Annotated in this window: 12 protein-coding genes and 3 pseudogenes; 6 read left to right on the top strand and 9 right to left on the bottom strand. The window is 64.4% G+C overall.

Going from position 1 to position 18,203, the window contains the following annotated elements; genetic code table 11:
- The first annotated feature begins 68 nt into the window (after window positions 1-68).
- Together ABD884_RS14345 and ABD884_RS14350 are read left to right on the top strand one after the other, a co-directional pair.
- Window positions 69-587 (top strand): DinB family protein, encoded by a 519-nt coding sequence (locus ABD884_RS14345; RefSeq protein ID WP_345046904.1) that lies wholly within the window; start codon window positions 69-71, stop codon window positions 585-587.
- An 8-nt stretch (window positions 588-595) separates the two neighbouring features.
- Window positions 596-1,677, top strand: a pseudogene (locus ABD884_RS14350) (NAD(P)H-dependent flavin oxidoreductase).
- Here ABD884_RS14350 and cydD read toward each other — a convergent pair.
- Genes cydD through ABD884_RS14365 form a run of 3 tightly spaced genes read right to left on the bottom strand, consistent with a single transcriptional unit; the run spans window position 1,674 to window position 7,805 of the window.
- Entirely contained in the window at window positions 1,674-5,069 is a 3,396-nt protein-coding gene (gene cydD / locus ABD884_RS14355; protein ID WP_345046909.1) for a thiol reductant ABC exporter subunit CydD, read from the bottom strand. The pseudogene ABD884_RS14350 and the gene cydD sit on opposite strands and share 4 nt — an antisense overlap.
- Before the next feature lie 3 nt (window positions 5,070-5,072).
- Complete coding sequence (cydB, locus tag ABD884_RS14360) at window positions 5,073-6,170, bottom strand: cytochrome d ubiquinol oxidase subunit II (RefSeq protein WP_345046912.1); 1,098 nt, start codon at window positions 6,168-6,170, stop codon at window positions 5,073-5,075.
- An 18-nt stretch (window positions 6,171-6,188) separates the two neighbouring features.
- Window positions 6,189-7,805 (bottom strand): cytochrome ubiquinol oxidase subunit I, encoded by a 1,617-nt coding sequence (locus ABD884_RS14365; protein ID WP_345046915.1) that lies wholly within the window; start codon window positions 7,803-7,805, stop codon window positions 6,189-6,191.
- A gap of 274 nt (window positions 7,806-8,079) precedes the next feature.
- On the opposite strand from ABD884_RS14365, the gene ABD884_RS14370 reads away from it, so the two are divergent.
- Together ABD884_RS14370 and ABD884_RS14375 are read left to right on the top strand one after the other, a co-directional pair.
- Window positions 8,080-8,466: a BlaI/MecI/CopY family transcriptional regulator gene (locus tag ABD884_RS14370; protein WP_345046919.1), complete on the top strand. Its 387-nt coding sequence runs from the start codon at window positions 8,080-8,082 to the stop codon at window positions 8,464-8,466.
- 6 nt (window positions 8,467-8,472) lie between these two features.
- On the top strand, window positions 8,473-9,465 hold the full coding sequence (locus ABD884_RS14375) for a M56 family metallopeptidase (protein WP_345046921.1): 993 nt from the start codon (window positions 8,473-8,475) through the stop codon (window positions 9,463-9,465).
- A 50-nt stretch (window positions 9,466-9,515) separates the two neighbouring features.
- Here the strand turns inward: ABD884_RS14375 and ABD884_RS14380 are convergent, their stop codons facing one another.
- A complete protein-coding gene (locus tag ABD884_RS14380; RefSeq protein ID WP_028266762.1) occupies window positions 9,516-11,624 on the bottom strand; it encodes a DNA gyrase/topoisomerase IV subunit B in 2,109 nt (702 codons plus the stop codon).
- A 220-nt stretch (window positions 11,625-11,844) separates the two neighbouring features.
- Here ABD884_RS14380 and ABD884_RS14385 point away from each other — a divergent pair, with 220 nt between their 5' ends.
- A complete protein-coding gene (locus ABD884_RS14385) occupies window positions 11,845-12,066 on the top strand; it encodes a DUF7455 domain-containing protein (RefSeq protein WP_028266761.1) in 222 nt (73 codons plus the stop codon).
- 104 nt (window positions 12,067-12,170) lie between these two features.
- On the opposite strand, the gene ABD884_RS14390 is transcribed toward ABD884_RS14385, so the two are convergent.
- Entirely contained in the window at window positions 12,171-12,818 is a 648-nt protein-coding gene (locus tag ABD884_RS14390; RefSeq protein WP_345046928.1) for an FMN-binding negative transcriptional regulator, read from the bottom strand.
- A 51-nt stretch (window positions 12,819-12,869) separates the two neighbouring features.
- Window positions 12,870-13,469: pseudogene (locus ABD884_RS14395) on the bottom strand (DMT family transporter); the annotation flags it as partial.
- Here ABD884_RS14395 and ABD884_RS14400 point away from each other — a divergent pair.
- Window positions 13,461-13,709, top strand: a pseudogene (locus ABD884_RS14400) (PLP-dependent aminotransferase family protein); the annotation flags it as partial. The pseudogenes ABD884_RS14395 and ABD884_RS14400 sit on opposite strands and share 9 nt — an antisense overlap.
- A 142-nt stretch (window positions 13,710-13,851) precedes the next feature.
- Here the strand turns inward: ABD884_RS14400 and ABD884_RS14405 are convergent.
- From ABD884_RS14405 to ABD884_RS14415, 3 genes are all read right to left on the bottom strand, one after another.
- On the bottom strand, window positions 13,852-15,150 hold the full coding sequence (locus tag ABD884_RS14405; protein ID WP_345046931.1) for an RNA polymerase sigma factor: 1,299 nt from the start codon (window positions 15,148-15,150) through the stop codon (window positions 13,852-13,854).
- A 314-nt stretch (window positions 15,151-15,464) separates the two neighbouring features.
- Window positions 15,465-16,751 (bottom strand): DUF4192 domain-containing protein, encoded by a 1,287-nt coding sequence (locus ABD884_RS14410; protein ID WP_345046934.1) that lies wholly within the window; start codon window positions 16,749-16,751, stop codon window positions 15,465-15,467.
- 90 nt (window positions 16,752-16,841) lie between these two features.
- Window positions 16,842-18,200 (bottom strand): MFS transporter, encoded by a 1,359-nt coding sequence (locus ABD884_RS14415; RefSeq protein WP_345046938.1) that lies wholly within the window; start codon window positions 18,198-18,200, stop codon window positions 16,842-16,844.
- Window positions 18,201-18,203: the final 3 nt, after the last annotated feature.

Genomic DNA, 18,203 nt, shown 5'->3' on the forward strand with positions numbered 1-18,203 from the left:
GGGTGCCGTGGACCCGATGGGATTCCGCAGTGCGCCCGGATCACGAATTCGGGCCCTAGACTACTGCCATGCCGATCATTCCTGATGAGAAGGACTGGACCTGGGTCCTGTCCGCACCGTGCCCCGAATGCGGCTTCGACGCCGTCACCGTGACTCCCTCGACCGTTCCGGGAACGGTGCTGAACATGTTGCCGCGCTGGCGCGCCGTGCTGCGCCGGGAAGGCGCTTCGGTCCGCCCCGACGAACACACCTGGTCGCCGTTGGAATATGCGTGCCACGTGCGGGACGTGTTCAGCCTCTTCGACCAGCGCCTGAACCTGATGCTGCGCGAGGACGATGCCCACTTCGCCAATTGGGACCAGGACAATGCCGCGATCGACGGCGGCTACGCCAACTCGGATCCCGCCGAAGTGGCCGCACAACTGGCAGCCGAGGGAGAACAAATTGCGAATTCCTTTGCCGCCGTCCGCGAAGAAGAATGGCCACGAACCGGTGTCCGCAGCAACGGCTCCACCTTCACCGTGCTGACATTTGCGCAGTATTTCCTGCATGACGTGGTCCATCACCTCCACGACGTGGACGGCTAGGCGTTGTGATGCCGTGGAAGGATACGCGGGCAACTCGTCTCTTCGATGTTGAGCTCCCTATCGTCCTTGGCCCTTTCGGTGGCCTGTCCTCGGTGGAGCTTTCCGCCACGGTCAGCGATGCCGGGGGACTGGGTTCGTATGGACTCTACGGATTTGATCCGGAACGGATTGCGGCCACGGCCTGCGAGCTCAAGGAGGCCAGCGGGAAGCCGTTTGCCCTGAACCTCTGGCTTCCCATCGAGGGCGAAGAGGCGCCAAGCGTGGATGCCGAGCAATTCGCCGCCTATGTGGACATCCTCCGGCCCTATTTCGAACGGGTGGGCGTGGACCCGCCTGAGCAGCCCGAGCACTACCTGCCGGATCTGGAGAGTCAGATCCAGGCGGCCATCGACGCCCGTCCGGCCGTGCTGAGCTTCGTGTTCGGGGTCCGTCGGAATCCGTTATTGAACAAGCCCACCGGAACAACGTTGTTGTAGTAGGCACGGCGACCACTGTGGACGAAGCCGTGGCCCTCGCCGCCGGCGGAGTGGACGCCATCGTTGCCACGGGGATGGAAGCCGGCGGCCACCGGGTATCTTTCCGCCGTGCTCCGGAAGATTCGCTGGTCGGAACCATGGCCCTTGTCCCGCAAGTGGTGGATGCGGTCTCCGTTCCGGTCATCGCCGCGGGAGGTATCGCAGATGGCCGCGGGGTCGCTGCCGCTCTCGCCCTCGGTGCGGATGCGGTCCAGATCGGTTCGGCTTTCCTTGGCACGCGCCAGTCTGCCGCCAGCCCGGCCCACGTGGCTGCGCTGCACGGCCCCGACGCCGCCCATACAGTCCTGACACGTGCCCTCAGCGGCCGCTTGGCACGCGGTATCCCCAACTTGATCATCGCGGAGCTTGCCGACCCCTCGGCCCATGCCCCGTTCCCCATCCAGAACTGGCTGACCGGCAAGTTTCGGCCTGCTGCGGCAGCCCAAGGAGTCCCTGGCCTGATGTCCCTGTGGGCAGGCCAATCGACGCCGCTCATCCGGGAGGACGACGCGCGGAAACTCGTGGAGACCATCGTCGAGTCGGTTGACGCCATCTTCGGGCGGTTCGCCGACTAGCCTCCGGGTACCAGCGCCGGGCTCTCCTTCGGGGCTTCGAGGTCGAGCCGGGCGTCCGCCTCGCCGATCTCGACCGGGTTGTGGGTCACGAGGACCACCGTGACATCCTTCAGCCCGCTGCGGAGTTCCGCCATCATGAGGCGCCCGGCTTCAGCATCGAGGTGGGCGGTCGGCTCGTCGAGGAGGAGGACTTTCGCTCCGGTCAGCAGCGTTCTGGCCATGGCGAGCCGTTGGCGTTCGCCGCCGCTCAGGAACGACCCCGAGGGGCCGATGCGGCTATCGAGTCCGCCGGGAAGGCCGGCTACCAGTCCGGAAAGGCCGACAGCGCGCAAGGCCTTGCACATGTCCGTTTCGGAAGGCTTGCCGGTGGCGGGGCGGGCGAGCAGCAGGTTGCCGCGGATAGTGGAGTCGAACAGGTGGGCTTCTTGGGGACACCATGCGGCATTCCCGCTGAGATACGCCCTGCCGGACGAGGCAGGCAGGAAGCCGAGCAGCACAGAGAGTAGCGTGGATTTTCCGGAACCGGAGGGGCCGGTGACCGCGAGCCAGCGGCCGGGGACCGCCTCGGCGCTAAGCCCGGTGAAGACGGGCGCGCCACCGGGCCAAGACGCTCCGAGGCCGTCCAACAGCAGCCCCTGGGAACTGTCAGGTCGCTCCGCCAAGGCCAGCACACCGCCGTCGGACACTGGCATGTCAAAAGCCCCGGAGCGGGCGATACGCCGCAGCACTGCGGCCAAAGCGGGGGCTTGCCGTACGGCGGACACCACTGCTCCGTAGGGTTCCGCGAGCGCCAATTGGAGAAGGACGACGACGGCCAGCAAGGCGGGTGCAACGGTTCCGGACTGCACCGAGGGCGCAGCGAGGATGCCCGCCGCGAGCGCTCCCAGCGTGCAGGCGAGCACCGCAGCCCCCTGGCCTATGCCGTCGGCCCACGCGGAACGCTGTGCCGCGGCGGTGGCTGCGTTGTCCCGCTTGGTCAAGGAGCTCAGAACGGCCCCGGCCACACCATTGGCGCTGAGTTCGGCACGGGCATCGAGGGCGGATGCAACGTCACGCAGCACCAGCGAGCGCAATTGCTGTTCGCCGCGCGCGGCATTGCGGTCCGCCACCAGGGCAAGGAGAGGCGCCAGGACAACGCCAACCACGGCGGTTGCGATGACAGCCGGCACCGTGGCGGGCGCCAGAAAGGCCGAGGCGACCACCGCCGATACCGCGACGGCAAGTGCGGAAAGGGGCGGCAGTACGACGCGCGGCAGCACGTCGCGCAAGGTATCGACGTCGTCCACCACGGCGCCCAGGACGTTCCCGCCTTGCAGAAGCCTGCGGAGGGACAGCGCCCGCGCGCTGAGCGCCGCCCACAGCGTACCCCGGAGCCTTGTCATCGCGGCGAAGACGGTGTCGTGGACGAGGAGCCGCTCGGCATAGCGCAGCACCGCCCGGCCAATACCAAAGAACCGCACCCCCACGATGGCGCCCAGCAGGTACAGGATCGGAGGCTGCTGGCTGGCCCGGATGATGAGCCAGCCGGACAGTCCGGACAAAGCCACGGCAAACAAGGCGGCGAGCGCCGCAACGAGCGCGGCGCCGGCAAACTTGTAGCGGACCGGGGCCAGGATCCGCGCCAGGTCCTTGACCGTGGAGAGAAGGATGGGGGGTTCAATTCCCCGGTCCGGTGTGGCTGCGGGATTCGTGTCCCGCTGGACCGGAGCTGCCGCCGATACGGCGGAGTCCTGGTGCACGGAGCCGACGTGCTCCTGTGCCGTCCCGCCGTCGATCTTCACTGGGTCGATCTTCACTACGTTGTGCGCCAGTTTCCGGGTCGCAGCGTCGTGGGCAACCAGGATGACCGTCGCATTCCCGCGCAGTCCCGCGATCACCGTGCGGATGGCGTCGGCGGAGGCGACGTCTAGGTGGGCGGTGGGTTCGTCGAGGAGCAGCACAGTGGCTCCCGCGTTAAGGCGCGCCAAGCCGCGGGCCACAGCGGCCCGCCGCACTTCGCCGGGGCTCAACTCGGCAGGATGTTTGAGGGCGAGGTGTTCCGCTGCAGCCTGTTCCAGGCAGCGCATTGCCGTTGCAATGTCCGCGTCTGGCGCGGAATCCTGGCTTCCGTTGTTCAGGTAGAGGAGGATCTCGTCCAGCACCGTCCCGGCCACCATGACGGGATGCTGCGGCACCCACGCCACTGTACCGGCCTTCAGGCCGGTGACGGATCCCGTGATCGAGGCCTGCGGACCGTCGCCGATCGTCCCGGCAAGGACGCCGAGAAGGGTGCTTTTTCCCGAACCGCTGCGGCCGTCGAGGGCCGTGATTTGCCCTTCGGGTGCATGGAAATCGATAGGCCCGACGGCGGCTGCGTCCCTTCCCGCATAGCGCACCGTCAATCCGGTCACCCCGACGCCGGGCTCGCTGCCGGAAACCGGCTCGTTGGCCGAAAGGCAGCCAAGCGGACTGCCCGCCGGCGACTCCAACACTGCGTTGCTTGCAGCCAATGCCTCGCGGCCCTCGTCGCTGGCGTGGTGGGCCGTCCCCAGCTCTCGCAGAGGAAGATAGCAATCGGGGGCGAGGATGAGTGCCAGCAAGCCCGCTTCAAGGCCCATGTCACCGGCCACGAGTCGCACCCCGATGAAGACGGCCACGACGGCCACCGAAATGGTGGCTATGAGCTCCAGGGCAAGGGCGGACAAGAAGGCAATCCGCAGGGTTCCCATGGTCCGTGAGCGGTATTCCTCCGAGAGGTCCTCAAGGGCTGCACGCTGTTCGCCCGCGCGGCCCAGTCCCACGAGCACGGGAAGCCCCTTGGCCAGCTCGAGGATGTGCCCTGAGAGCCTCCTCAACGTGGATTGGGCTCCGTGAACCTGGTCCTCGGTGTGGCGGCCGATCAGCACCATGAACAGCGGCACCAAGGGTAGGGTCACCACCACAACGACGGCACTGACCCAGTCCGCGAAGAAGATCCGGACTCCAAGGAGCAGTGGTATTGCTGCGCAGTTGACCAAGGCGGGCAGGAACTGGGTGTAGTAGTTGTCGAGCGCATCGAGTCCGCGGGTCGCGAGCACCGCCAGCCCGCCGTCGTTGACTTCCCCGACCCTTCCCGCAGCCCCCGTACCGAGGGCACGCCCCAAGAGCCGGGACCGCAGTTCTTCCTTTACCCCCAGTGCGGCCCGGCGGGCCGCAACAGCCTGGCCCCAGACGGTCAGGGAGCGCAGCACTGCTCCGGTGGCGCCCCAGAGAAGTCCTTCCCGCCAGCCGGTGCCGCCCGCTGCAAGTCCGGACAGCATTCCTGCGATGGACTGCGCAATCAGGACGAGGGACAAGGCCTTGAGCGAAGACAGCAAGCCAAGGACGTACAGGGCGGATCGCGTGGCCGGCCCGGCGGGCAACTGGGGCTTCATCCGCTACTCGCTGGCGTTGTGGCGGGCGTGGTTGGCAGCAGTGCCGCCCGGTGACTCGTTGCCGACGAGCACTTTGGCGGCGATGGCCGGCAGGAATCCATGCGCTGCCGGAATGTGTGCCGCGCTCACCCGCCGGCGGAACACCCAATAGGTCCACGCCTGGTACGCGATGACGAGAGGCAGACCGACGGCCGCCACGATGCTCATCAAGCCCAGGGTGTAGGCGGAGGACGAGGCGTTGGAGACCGTGAGGTTGAAGGCGGGATCCAAGGTCGAAGGAATGACCACGGGGAAGGCGGCGCCGAAGATGGATCCGGTAGCGCACACCAGGAACGCACCCAAGGCTCCGAAGGCCTTGCCCTCAGCACCCTGGCGCGCGAGAACCCAGGCCACTGCGGCCGCCACCACTGCCAGGATCACGAGCAACCACGTCCACGGCTTCCCGCTCAGGAGCTGGACAGCCACTGCCCATGCCAGCAACGGCAGTAACGCAACGGGCGCAAGCCGCACAAACCAGCGGCGCGCACGGTGCCGCACGTCGCCGTCGGTCTTCAATGCCAGGAAGGCCAAAGCGTGCACCAAGGCAAAGGCTGCGACCGCGAGGCCGCCCAGCACGGCGTACCCGCTGAACCAGGCGAATGCTCCGCCTTGGCGGTCGCCGTTCGAGTCGAGCGGGAGCCCCGTGGTGGTCAGGGCCAGGGCCGCGCCGATGCCGAAGGAGGCCGTGAACGAGCCCACGGCAATCGCCCAGTCCCAGACCGTACGCCAGCGCGCATTGTCCACCTTGCCGCGGTACTCGAAAGCCACCGCCCGGAAGATCAGGGCCACCAGGACGATCAACAAGGGCAGGTAGAGCGCTGAGAACAACGCGGCATACCAGAGCGGGAAAGCCGCGAATGTGGCACCGGCCGCGGTCAGCAGCCACACTTCGTTTCCGTCCCATACCGGACCGACCGTGTTGAGCAACACGCGGCGTTCGGTATTGTTCCGGGCGAAGAGTTTCATGAGCATTCCGACGCCGAGGTCGAAGCCCTCCAGGAAGAGATATCCCGTCCACAGCACGGCGATGGCCACGAACCAGACGGTAGGCAACAGTTCCATTCGAAGATCCTCTGCTTCCTAGTAGGCGAATGCCAGGACGTCGTCTGGCGTGCCGGGCTCCCCCGGAGCGCCCGGGGTCCCGCCGTCGCCGTCCTTCTTCTTTTCGTTCTTTTCGCCGTGGCCGGCCTCGGCGAGCTCGGGCATGGCGGAGGCCACGCCACCGCGGACATATTTGACCAGAAGGCGGACTTCCACCACCAACAGCACGGCGTAGATGGAAGACAACACCACCAGTGAGGTGATGAGCTCGGCGGCGGAAACCCCGGGCGACACGGCCGCAGCGGTGAACATGAACACTTGGTCAATACCGCTCGCGTCCGGATTGGGCGCGACGACGAAAGGCTGACGGCCCATCTCGGTGAAGATCCAGCCGGCGGCGTTGGCCCCAAAAGGGGCCAGGATACCGAAGACAGCCAGCCGCATGATCCAGCGGGATTGGGGCACCACGCCCTTGCGCGTCACCCACAGGGCCAGCAAAGCAGCGAAAGCGGCGATGCCGCCGAAACCGATCATCATGCGGAATCCCCAGTACGTCACTTCCATGACGGGCACGTATTGGATTTGCTGCCCGGCGCGGTCCCCGTACAGGGGATCGTTCGGCAGGTTCGTGCCGTACTTGGCTTTGTATACGTCCAGGAGGCCGTTGACGCCTTTCACTTCCGTGGTGAAATCGCCCTTGGCCAGGAAGGAGAGGATGCCGGGAACTTCGATCACGGCGACGATGTCGTTGCAGTTCTTCGAGCCGACGTTGCCGACGCTCAGGACGGAGAATCCCGTGCCGTCGTGGCAAGCGGCCTCGGCCGCGGCCATCTTCATGGGCTGTTGTTCGAACATCAACTTGCCCTGCATATCACCCGTGAAAGCGGTGCCGGCAAAAGAGATCATGGCGACGACCGCACCGATCCGCAAGGAGCGGATCCACACTTTGTAGTCGGCCTTGTCCCGCCCCGGGATGTTGGTCTCGCCCGCAATGGCACGGCCGTCGGCTCCGACCGTGTCAATGCCGTCGTGGCGGCGGCGCCAAAGGTGGTACCAGGCAATTCCCAGGAGGAAGGCGCCGGCGACCCCCAGCGCGCCGAAGAGCGTGTGCGGCACGGCCACGAGTGCCGTGTTGTTGGTGAAAACTGCCCAGGCGTCCGTCATGACGGGCCGTCCGTTGACCATCTGGACGCCGACCGGGTGCTGCATCCAGGAGTTGGCAACGATGATGAAGTAGGCCGAGAAGACCGAGCCGATCACCGCGATCCAGAGGCACGCGAGGTGGACACCGCGCTTGAGCTGCTTCCAGCCGAAGATCCACAGCCCCAGAAAGGTGGATTCAACAAAGAACGCGAGAAGCGCTTCGAGGGCCAACGGCGCGCCGAAGATGTCTCCCACAAAGCGGCTGTATTCGCTCCAGGCCATGCCGAATTGGAATTCCTGCACGATGCCCGTGGCCACGCCCATGATGAAGTTGATGAGGAAGAGCTTGCCCCAGAACTTGGTCATCCGAAGGTATTCCACCTTGCCAGTGCGGTACCAAAGAGTCTGGATGACGGCTACAACGAGTCCCAGCCCAATGGTCAGCGGCACCATCATGAAGTGATAGACCGTGGTGATTCCAAATTGCCAGCGTGCGATTTCCAAGGCGTCCATGGCTGTCCTTATTATCCGGCCGTCCGCTTGCGGCGTTCATTTTCTACGCTGCGTAGAAATTTCTTCTTCTACACAGTGTAGAACAAGCCTCTGCGATATTTTCACCACTCTTCCAGTGGCGCCGCAGCGCCGCAAGGACACGCCGGGCAGCATGTTCTACCTCACGTAGAATCGCGAGCCGAAAAGCTGTAGATTGAAGGTGGAATGTTGGATTCATCGCGCACCCCCACCCGTACAACGGAGCAGGGAAAGTGCGGAAAGTAGGGATGCATTGATGGCAAGTCTTGGCGAACTGGAACGGGCGGTCATGGATCTGCTCTGGGCGGGCCAGGAGGCTGCGACAGCCAACAAACTTCGTGATCTGCTGGCGCAGGATTCCGCCGCAGTGGATGGCAACGCGGGACATCAGGGCAAGGACCTCGCAGTCACCACAGTGCTGACTGTTCTGTCCCGCCTTGAGAAGAAAGGCCTCGTGGAGCGCGAACGCGGGACCCGCCCACACCGCTACCAGGCAGTGTCGAGCCGCGCCGACCACACGGCAGACCTCATGCACGAGGCCCTGGGTTCCGCCCCGGACCGGGAAGCCGTGCTGGCCCGGTTCATTGGTTCCGTGAGCGAGAGTGAAGCCGCCACGCTGCGCAAGCTGCTCGGCAAAAACTAACCACCCATGTTCTGGACCTCATATTTTCTGGCGGTCCTTGCTCTGGTACTGGCATGGCCGGTTCCTGTACTTTTGTCGCGCGCCGAATGGCCGGCTCGCGCACCGTTCATGGCCATGGTCCTCTGGCAGGCCATCGCGCTTGCCGGTGGCCTCTCGATGATCGGGGCCATGCTTGTCTACGGACTTGAGCCGATCGGCGACAACCTCATCGCCGGGCTGCGTTCCCTGGCCGGCATGGTGCTTCACAACGAGCCCACTACGGCGCTGGGGTTCTGGCATTTGTTCGCCTTGTCCGCGGCAGCCCTGCTGAGCGCCCATCTCGTCTTCACCCTGCTGCTCACCTACATCAAGATCGAACGGCAGCGACGGAGGCACCGCGAACTTCTCGCGCTTCTGGCGTCGCCCTCCGACGACGGCCCCGGCACCGTGGTCATCAACCACGACTCCCCCGTCGCCTACTGCCTGCCCGGCGGCGCGCGGTCCGTCACAGTGCTCTCGGACGGCCTGATGGCAGCCTTGGAGCCTGCCGAGCTCAGGGCAGTCCTGATCCACGAGAACGCGCATCTTTCGCAGCGGCACGACCTTCTTCTGTGGGCCTTCGCCGCTTGGCGCCAGGCGCTGCCTTGGTTCCCCACCACGCGACTCGCCCAGGTTGCAGTCAACTCCTTGATCGAGATGCTCGCCGATGACGTGGCGCTGCGCACCGAGAGCAAGGGAACGCTCATCAAGGCGATCGCGATCGTGGCCGGCGGTTCCGCCCGACCGATTGAGCAATTCGCGCCTCCTGCACCAAACACCGGGGCACCTTCCCCCGACGACAGCACCTTCAGCGGGACCGGCGGCGCCGATTCCCCGCGTACGACGGCGTCGCGCGTCAGCCGGCTGCTCTCGCCGAAGCCGCCACTTCCGCTTGGTCAGTGCGCCTTGGTCCTTGCTGCGTCGACCATGTTGCTCGCAGTGCCGACAGGCCTGCTGATTGTGCCGGGTTTGCTGGGCTGAACATGCCCTCCCGGGCTGAGCCGGCCCTGCTGTAACGAGGGCCCGCCGAATCAGGCGTCGATGCGTTCCCGGTCCAGGTCCGCGGCGCCGGCAATAATGAAGTCCTTGCGCGGGGCAACGTCTGAACCCATCAGCAGGTCGAAGGTGTCCTCGGCCATCTTGGCATTCTCGATCCCTACCTTGCGGAGGGTGCGATGGCGTGGATCCATGGTTGTCTCCGCAAGCTGCTCGGCGTCCATCTCGCCCAGGCCCTTGTACCGCTGGATCGGCTCTTTGTAGCGCTTGCCTTCCTTGGCGAGCCGGGCCAGCAGCACGTGTAGTTCAGCCTCCGAGTATGTGTAGATCATCTCGTTGGCCTTCTGGCCGGCGTTGATGACTTCCACCCGGTGGAGCGGCGGTACGGCCGCATACACCCGGCCTTCATCGATCATCGGGCGCATGTAGCGAAAGAACAGGGTGAGCAGGAGCGTACGGATGTGTGCGCCGTCGACGTCCGCGTCGGTCATCAGAATCACCTTGCCGTAACGGGCAGCGTCAATGTCGAAGCTGCGGCCCGAACCGGCTCCGACCACCTGGATGAGGGCGGCGCACTCTGCGTTGGAGAGCATGTCTCCCACCGAGGCTTTCTGCACGTTCAGGATCTTGCCACGAATTGGCAAGAGCGCTTGGAAGTCCGAGGACCGCGCCAGCTTGGCCGTGCCCAGGGCCGAATCGCCTTCTACGATGAACAACTCGGAGCGTCCGACGTCGTCCGTGCGGCAGTCTGCCAGCTTGGTGGGCATCGACGATGTTTCCAGAGCATTCTTCCGGCGCTGCGTTTCCTTGTGGACGCGGGCGGAGATGCGCGACTTCATCTCGCTGACGATCTTCTCGAGCAGCAGGGCGGACTGTGCCTTGTCGTTGCGGTTCGCCGAGTTCAGCCTCCCTGTGATCTCTTCCTCGACCACCTTGGCGACGATCGCCTTGACGGCCGACGTGCCCAGGATTTCCTTGGTCTGGCCCTCGAACTGCGGCTCTGCCAAGCGGACAGTCAGGACTGCCGTCAGGCCGGCGAGCACGTCGTCCTTCTCGATCTTGTCGTTGCCGGCTTTGAGTCTGCGTGCGTTCGTTTCCACGGCCTTGCGGAAGGTCTTCAGGAGTGCCTGCTCGAAGCCGGCCTGGTGCGTCCCGCCCTTGGGCGTCGCGATGATGTTGACGAAGCTCCGCATGGTGGTTTCGTAGCCGATCCCCCAGCGCAACGCGATGTCCACTTCGCAATCGCGCTCTACTTCGGCGATCTTGCTGTGGCCATTATCGTCAAGGACCGGAACGGTTTCCTTGAACTTACCGGCACCATGGAGCCGCCAAATGTCAGTGACACCCGAATCCGCGGCGAGGAAGTCGACAAACTCGGAAATGCCGCCGTCGTGGTGGAAGACCTCTTCGTGCGGGCCGTTCTCGCCGGGCGTGCCGGGAAGCCGGCGCTCGTCGCGCACAGTCAGCTTGAGACCCGGAACAAGGAACGAGGTTTGGCGGGCACGCGCAGCAAGGTCCTCGAGGGAGAATTTCGCGTCAGGCGTGAAGATCTGGCGGTCTGCCCAGTAACGGATTCGCGTACCGGTCACGCCCCGCTTGGCCTTGCCTACGACGTCGAGCACCGAGTCTTCGACGAAAGGCGCAAATACCGACGTCGGGCTGGGCTTGGAGCCGATGTCCTTGAACCGGCCGGGCTCGCCGCGGCGGAAAGACATCTGGTAGGTCTTGCCCCCACGGTCCACCTGGACGTCCAGACGGGAAGAGAGTGCGTTCACCACTGACGCGCCAACGCCGTGCAGGCCGCCGGAAGCCGTGTAGGAGCCGCCGCCGAACTTACCGCCGGCGTGCAGTTTCGTGAAGACAACTTCGACGCCGCTCAGCCCGGTCTTGGGCTCCAGGTCCACGGGGATGCCGCGGCCGTCGTCGTGTATTTCCACTGAATTGTCCGCGTGGAGGATAATCTGGATGTCGTGGCCGAAACCAGCCAGCGCTTCGTCGACCGAGTTGTCGATGATCTCCCACAGGCAGTGCATGAGACCGCGTGAGTCGGTGGAACCGATGTACATGCCCGGACGTTTGCGGACCGCTTCCAAGCCCTCCAGGACTGAAAGGTGCCGGGCGTTGTATTCAGAACTCGGTGCCACGGGCTGGGCGCTCCTTCGGGGTGTAACAGAGGCAATAACACTCCTCCTAGGCTAGCCGCCCCGGAGCCAAGACGAGCGCTGCCACTCCCAATCGTGCTGGACGCCACTTCTTCGTGTTACGCATATGTGATACGCGGACAGCGAACGTGACCCATCCTTGCCATGGTTTTGCTCCGAATGCTGGTTATATGGATACACAGAACTACTAAGGAGGCCGAACATGACAACAGCAGTTGCAGACCGCACACTCAACGCAGTTGACCGGTGCGATCGTTGCGGGGCACAGGCATATGTCCGCGTTGTACTTGAGTCCTCCGGCGGTGAGCTGCTTTTCTGCGGCCACCACGCACGTGCAGTAGAGGCCACGCTGCGGCCGATGACCTCGGACTGGCATGACGAAACGGGCCGCCTTCAGGAGAAGGAACCGGCCCTGGCCGACTAGCCATCCATGGCTGGCCCATCGGCCGCCCGGCTGACAAAATTTCACAGAGACGGCAAGGCCCCCTCCAAGCGGAGGGGGCCTTGCCGCTTTGGCGGAAGAGTCGGCTATGAGCCAGCGTCCCGCTGCGGCTTTTCCTGCCTCGCTCGCGCTACGTCGGCGGCGATCTCCGATTGCCCGCGAGCTTCAAGTCCGGCCACGACTCCGTCAATGTCCTTGTCCGGCCGATTCTGGCTCAGTTTGGCCTTCCCTTCGATCCGGGTAATGACCAGCTCGACGCCGACGATGGCACGCAATTGGCCGGAGATATAGCGCTCCGGGGCATCGTCCACGGACCACGGCCGCTCGGACTGGCCTTCGTTGAGATCGGTCAACCGCCTGACGTGGTTCCCGAGCCAAGCCACATCGTCATGGATGGTGAGCTTGCCGTAGACATGGACTGTCGAATAGTTCCAGGTGGGGACGACGCGCCCATGCTCTGCCTTCGATGCATACCAGGAAGGCGAGACGTAGGCGTCCTCGCCCTGAATGATGACGAGTGATTCTCCGATCGCGGGCTCGGACCATTGGGGGTTGGTTCGGGCGAGGTGCCCGTGGAGCGCCCCGTTCTCACCAGTGGACGGATCGTAACGGAGGGGCAGGAAGGTGGCGAGCAGGCCTTGCGACGTCATCGTGACCAGGTTGGCTGCGCCTGGCCGCCTCAGGAGGCCGTCGATGACGTCAGGACCGGCGGTGAAATGCGCTGGGATGTACATGGTTTCATTCTTCCTGTTCTTGGAAAGGCAAGCGTCGTGTTCTGCTCGTCCTCAGCGGCCCTGTTTCCCGGGCGAGGGATTGAGCCGGACCCGAACGGCGATTCCAGCACTGACGATGACGGCGATGCCACCGACGATTGTGATCCAGCTCAGGGTTTCACCGAGCAGCAGCCCGGCCCAGCAAATGCTCAACACGGGCTGGACAAGTTGAACCTGGCTGACTTTGGCCATGGGGCCAAGGGCAAGGCCCCTGTACCAGGCGAAGAAACCCAGGAACATGCTGACGATGCCGAGGTATCCGAAAGCCGCCCACTGGACCGGTGTGGCTGACGGTGGCTGCTGAGCCAAAGAAAGCGCGGCCAGGCCGGCCATCAACGGAAGGGCGAGAACCAGCGTCCAGGATACGGTCTGCCATGCGCCGAGTTCGCGCGCGAGCAGTCCGCCTTCCGCATACCCGATGGCCGCTGCCAGGACGGACCCGAGGAGCAGGAGGTCCGCCGAGTCCAGCTGCCCGAAACCACCCGACTGCGAGGACGCAAAAGCAATCGCGGCGATGGCCCCCACCGCAGTGACCGCCCGGAAGGCTATCGGCGGATGTTCCCGCCCGCGCAGGACGGCGGCTGTAGCGGTGGCGGCAGGGTCCAAGCCCACCTCAGCCTCATCCCCAAAGGTGGGCTCAACCTGTGGGCACGGCTTCCCGACGGAACCGACCTCGAAAAGCTGAGCCGTGATTGCGAGAGCGCCGGGGTCATCATTGCTGTCGGCACCGAATGGTTCCCGGCAGAACCGGCAGGTCCGTTCATCCGGCTCAACTTCGCCGGACCTAATCCTGCCGCCTTTGCCGAAGGTGCACGAATCCTCGGACAGTCGCTGGAACGCAACAGCCGCTAGAAGCAACGCAGTGAACCTGGACTTTCCGCGGCAGCTGCGTCCATGCACCTTGCGGGAAGGCAGAAAAGAAACGGACCCCCGGAATAATCCGGGGGTCCGTTTCGTCACGGGCCGTGCGGTTCAAGGCCGCTCGTCCGTTGCTTTAGTCAAGGTAGTCGCGCAGAACCTGCGACCGCGAAGGGTGGCGCAGCTTGGACATCGTCTTCGATTCGATCTGACGAATGCGTTCGCGGGTGACTCCATAGACCTTGCCGATTTCGTCTAAAGTCTTCGGCTGGCCATCGGTGAGACCGAAGCGCATCGCGACCACGCCTGCTTCCCGCTCGGACAAGGTATCAAGCACCGAGTGCAACTGCTCCTGGAGGAGGGTGAAGCTCACCGCGTCCGCCGGCACAACAGCTTCGGAGTCCTCGATGAGATCGCCGAATTCGGAGTCACCGTCCTCGCCAAGCGGGGTGTGCAACGAGATCGGCTCGCGGCCGTACTTCTGGACTTCGACGACTTTCTCGGGCGTCATGTCCAGTTCGAGCGCCAGTTCCTCAGGAGTAGGTTCACGTCCGAGATCCTGCAGCATTTGGCGCTGAACGCGTGCCAGCTTGTTGATGACTTCCACCATGTGCACGGGAATACGGATGGTGCGGGCCTGGTCCGCCATGGCACGGGTAATGGCTTGGCGGATCCACCACGTGGCGTAGGTGGAGAACTTGAAGCCCTTGGTGTAGTCGAACTTCTCCACGGCGCGGATCAGACCCAGATTGCCTTCCTGGATGAGGTCCAGGAACAACATGCCACGGCCCGTGTAGCGCTTGGCCAGGGAAACCACCAGGCGCAGGTTGGCTTCCAGGAGGTGGTTCTTGGCCCGCTTGCCGTCGTGGATGATGAACTCGAGCTCACGCTTGAGTTTCGGGTCCATGGATCCGTCATCGGCATTGATCTTCTCTTCGGCGAAGAGGCCGGCTTCAATACGGAGCGCAAGGTCGACTTCCTGCTCCGCGTTCAGCAGGGCGACCTTGCCGATCTGCTTCAGATAGTCCTTGACCGGGTCGGCGGTGGCGCCGGCAGACATCACCTGCTGGACAGGCGCGTCGTCGTCGTCGGCATCCGAGTAGACAAAACCGGAACCGGTGGTGACGGGTTTCTTGCCCTCTTCGCCTTCTTCGACTTCCTCCGTGAGCTCTGCGTCGTCGGGAACGACGGCGTCAAGATCGACTTCTTCCTCGGAGTCGTCGTCGTCGGCGCCGGCGGAGTTGTTGGCTGCTTCGGCAGCGGCCTTGGCGCCGGGCTTGGGCCCGCGCTTCTTGGGTGCCGGCTTCTCTGCACCTGCAGTCGAAGCATTGGCAGCACGCGTTGCCGCACGCTTCACAGCTACAGCCGCCTTCTTTTCTTCGGCGGACAGTTCGGCCAGGGCGGCGGGTTCCTTCTCGGCGGAAGACGGGGTCACAGAAAACCTTTCTAGCGGCGGTCTGTGGAATCACCATGGGGGCAACACCACTATGACCCTGTCAAGTCCGCGATCAATATCAAATGCCATCGCCGACTGCAGAGTCTTAAGGTAGAACTCCCGCCGACGCCTAAATGTTCCCTGAATCCGGGGACATTTACGGCACATGAATCACGGACCCAACCGGGTCTCGGCAACCATTGTCTCACGGTTTTGGATTCCGGAGGTCGATTTCCGCCTCCTTGCAGACAATTACGCTCCAGCGGATTGTGCACAACAGCGCGCACCCGGAGGCCCCGCGTCATGGCTTCGCATCATGCCGCTGCCCCACCGAACTTCCGCCATGCAGACGAGGGGTTCTTGGCCCAGCCACACACAGTGCCGCGCCGCAACACTTCGGCTAGAAGTTCGGCAAGCCGATAGCCTGGTTGCTCGGCGTTTGCCTGCGAAAAGAGCTCATCGGCGAACGACCCCCTTCCCTGGCACCAATGAATCCACCCCCGGATCGTGAGCGCAGCCGCACGCGCCTCCCCCACGCCGAGCCGCGAGAGCATTGCCAGAACCTCGTCTAGGCTCGTCATCCGGGCCCAGTCGGGCTGCTCCGGGTGAAGACCCAGCAACACGTCCCCGTACCGCAAAGCATTGATGTCCCTGTCCGCACACCGCGAAGATTCCCCGGATCCGGAGGATCCCTGGACATTCCCTGTTTCCGCTGGTCTCCTGGTCCCCTCCGGTTTCAGTGGCACCCGGGACGCGGGACGCAGCCCGTGCGGAATGACCAAAGGCTCCCCTTCGTCACCGTCGCGGTAGAAGGTGCAGAACGCCTCTGCGCCGCCACGGGCGACTGCTTTCCCCGCAGCCGCCAGGACCACAACTGCGTCGCGCCACGCGGGGACCCTGAGGCTCGCCCGCAGAAAGGCCGCAGCCTCAGCGTCGAATTCTTCGGGAAGGCCGCTATCAAGGACCCGTGTCCAGACATCCAGCACTTCTTCGAATGCCCTCCCGCTTCGCCACCCCTGAAGCATTTCCTCCAGCTTGCCGTCTTCCGCACGCATGAATCCGGGATCTACGGCAGGTTCGTCCCCAGGCCCAAGCAGCTGCGGTGATTCCCGGACGCTGCTCCCCCTGAAGACCATTTCCGCATTAATCCGGCTATCAAGGATCTGGTCCACGGGACGCCCGGGGATGGGACAGCACTCCACATCGGCGCAGAACGCGCTCCGCCAATACTCCGAACCGATGAACCATGCATCCCGCAGCGCAAGCCCACAGCCGGCCAGGACCGGTTCAAGGGACGATAGCAGCGACACGTTGCCGCGGACCACGCCGCCGTCATCCCACCCCTCGTCGCTGAAGATCGCCAGGAGTACTCCATCGGCATCACGGTCCGCTTCCAAATATTCGCCGATCGTCCGCGAATACACGGCAAGCACTCTTTCGGACCTCGCAGATGGAAGGTCCACGCGCAGGGTGGCGCCGATGGTTTGGCCGCGCAAGGTGATGGCCACGAGGCTCTCCTTCGGCCAGAGTCCCAAGGCATGGGGAATGAAGGCCAGGATGTCTTCGGCCCGGGAGACTGTTACTCGGTTGTCTGCTGTCATGAATCCAGCATCGGCAGCAATTCACGGCGATGACAGCCCCCAATTGCCCTATGTGGACAACGCCGGCGACGACCTTGTGGAGGAACACCGCTACTGGCTGGCGCTTCGCTGCTTCGCGAGCCGTTCGCGGCGCAATTCCACACGGCGCCGACGCTGAGTTGCCAGCGATACCAAGAGCGGCGGAACGTGTACGCCTTGGGCCGCCATCTGGCGGCGCACCTTGCGACGGGTGACAAGGATCAACACGCCACCCACCAGCAAGAACAGGAACTGCACGCTGAGCGCGATGCGGAAGGACGCCAGGCTGTACAGTTCCCCGCCCGAAAAACCACTGGTATGGAGCACGTCGAGAATCAGCCCCACCAAGTAGATCGTCAAGAGCGCCGCAACAAAACCGCCCACGTTGACGATGCCCGTGGCTGTGCCGATCCGGTGCGAAGGATTGAAGGTTCTGGCGAAGTCAAAACCGATCATGGAGCCGGGGCCTCCGATGGCCAGGACCACCACCAGCAGGGCGAGCAACCACAGAGGTGCCCTGCCCGGGAGCGCCAGGACCGCAGCCCAAGCGAGCGCGGTGGCCACAGTAATAAGCAGGACCATGGCCGAGCGTCGCATGGGGTGCCTGGCCACGAAGGTTCCGAACAAAGGACCGACCAGAATGCTCGTAACGACGAACAGACCCATCAGGGCGGACACGGTCGCGGTATCCAGGCCCTGTGCGGACACCAGAAACGGGTAGCCCCAGGACATGGCAAAGACGTTTCCGCTGAATTGGACCGTGAAGTGGCTCCAGAGCCCCAGTCGCGTGCCTGGTTGCTGCCAGGCGCGCGCCAAAGTCACCCCGGTGGCACGCAGCCCCTGGCCGCTCTCCCGCGGTGGGTGGCCGGGCGGAACGTCCCGGAGGAGGGCGACGACAAGGACGACGGCGAGCGCGGACAATGAGCTCAGCGCCAGGAAAGCCGTAGTCCAGCCTGCAGAATGAAGGACCAGCGCGAAGGGCACCACGCTAATGAGCTGGCCGAGCTGGCCCGACATGCCGGTCAGCTGGGTGACGAGCGGAACCCGCGCCGGGGCAAACCAAATCGGGACGAGGCGTATGACGGAGACGAACGTCATGGCGTCGCCGGCGCCGACGAGCACCCTGCCGAGAACACCAGCCGGAACCGCGTCGGCATATGCCAGCTGGAGTTGGCCGAGTCCCATCAGGACGGCACCGCTCGCAATCATCGCGCGGGAACCGAAACGGTCAACCAGGAGCCCGACCGGTATTTGGAGGCCGGCGTAGACCAGCAGTTGGAGCACTGTGAAGAAGGAAATGGCCGCGGCACTGGCATGGAACCGCTCGGTCGCTTCCAGTCCGGACACACCAAAAGATGTGCGCTGGGCGACCGCCACGAGGTAGGCAAGCACCCCGATCGTCCAAATGAGCCAGGCGCGGGGTGCGTTCACCTC

The organism is Arthrobacter methylotrophus, assembly GCF_039539965.1.
GTDB lineage: Bacteria > Actinomycetota > Actinomycetes > Actinomycetales > Micrococcaceae > Arthrobacter > Arthrobacter methylotrophus.

Coding starts and splice junctions, on each gene's coding strand:
- ABD884_RS14345 (WP_345046904.1), top strand. CDS start 69: ATGCCGATCATTCCTGATGAGAAGGACTGGACCTGGGTCCTGTCCGCA.
- cydD (WP_345046909.1), bottom strand. CDS start 5,069: ATGAAGCCCCAGTTGCCCGCCGGGCCGGCCACGCGATCCGCCCTGTAC.
- cydB (WP_345046912.1), bottom strand. CDS start 6,170: ATGGAACTGTTGCCTACCGTCTGGTTCGTGGCCATCGCCGTGCTGTGG.
- ABD884_RS14365 (WP_345046915.1), bottom strand. CDS start 7,805: ATGGACGCCTTGGAAATCGCACGCTGGCAATTTGGAATCACCACGGTC.
- ABD884_RS14370 (WP_345046919.1), top strand. CDS start 8,080: ATGGCAAGTCTTGGCGAACTGGAACGGGCGGTCATGGATCTGCTCTGG.
- ABD884_RS14375 (WP_345046921.1), top strand. CDS start 8,473: ATGTTCTGGACCTCATATTTTCTGGCGGTCCTTGCTCTGGTACTGGCA.
- ABD884_RS14385 (WP_028266761.1), top strand. CDS start 11,845: ATGACAACAGCAGTTGCAGACCGCACACTCAACGCAGTTGACCGGTGC.
- ABD884_RS14390 (WP_345046928.1), bottom strand. CDS start 12,818: ATGTACATCCCAGCGCATTTCACCGCCGGTCCTGACGTCATCGACGGC.
- ABD884_RS14410 (WP_345046934.1), bottom strand. CDS start 16,751: ATGACAGCAGACAACCGAGTAACAGTCTCCCGGGCCGAAGACATCCTG.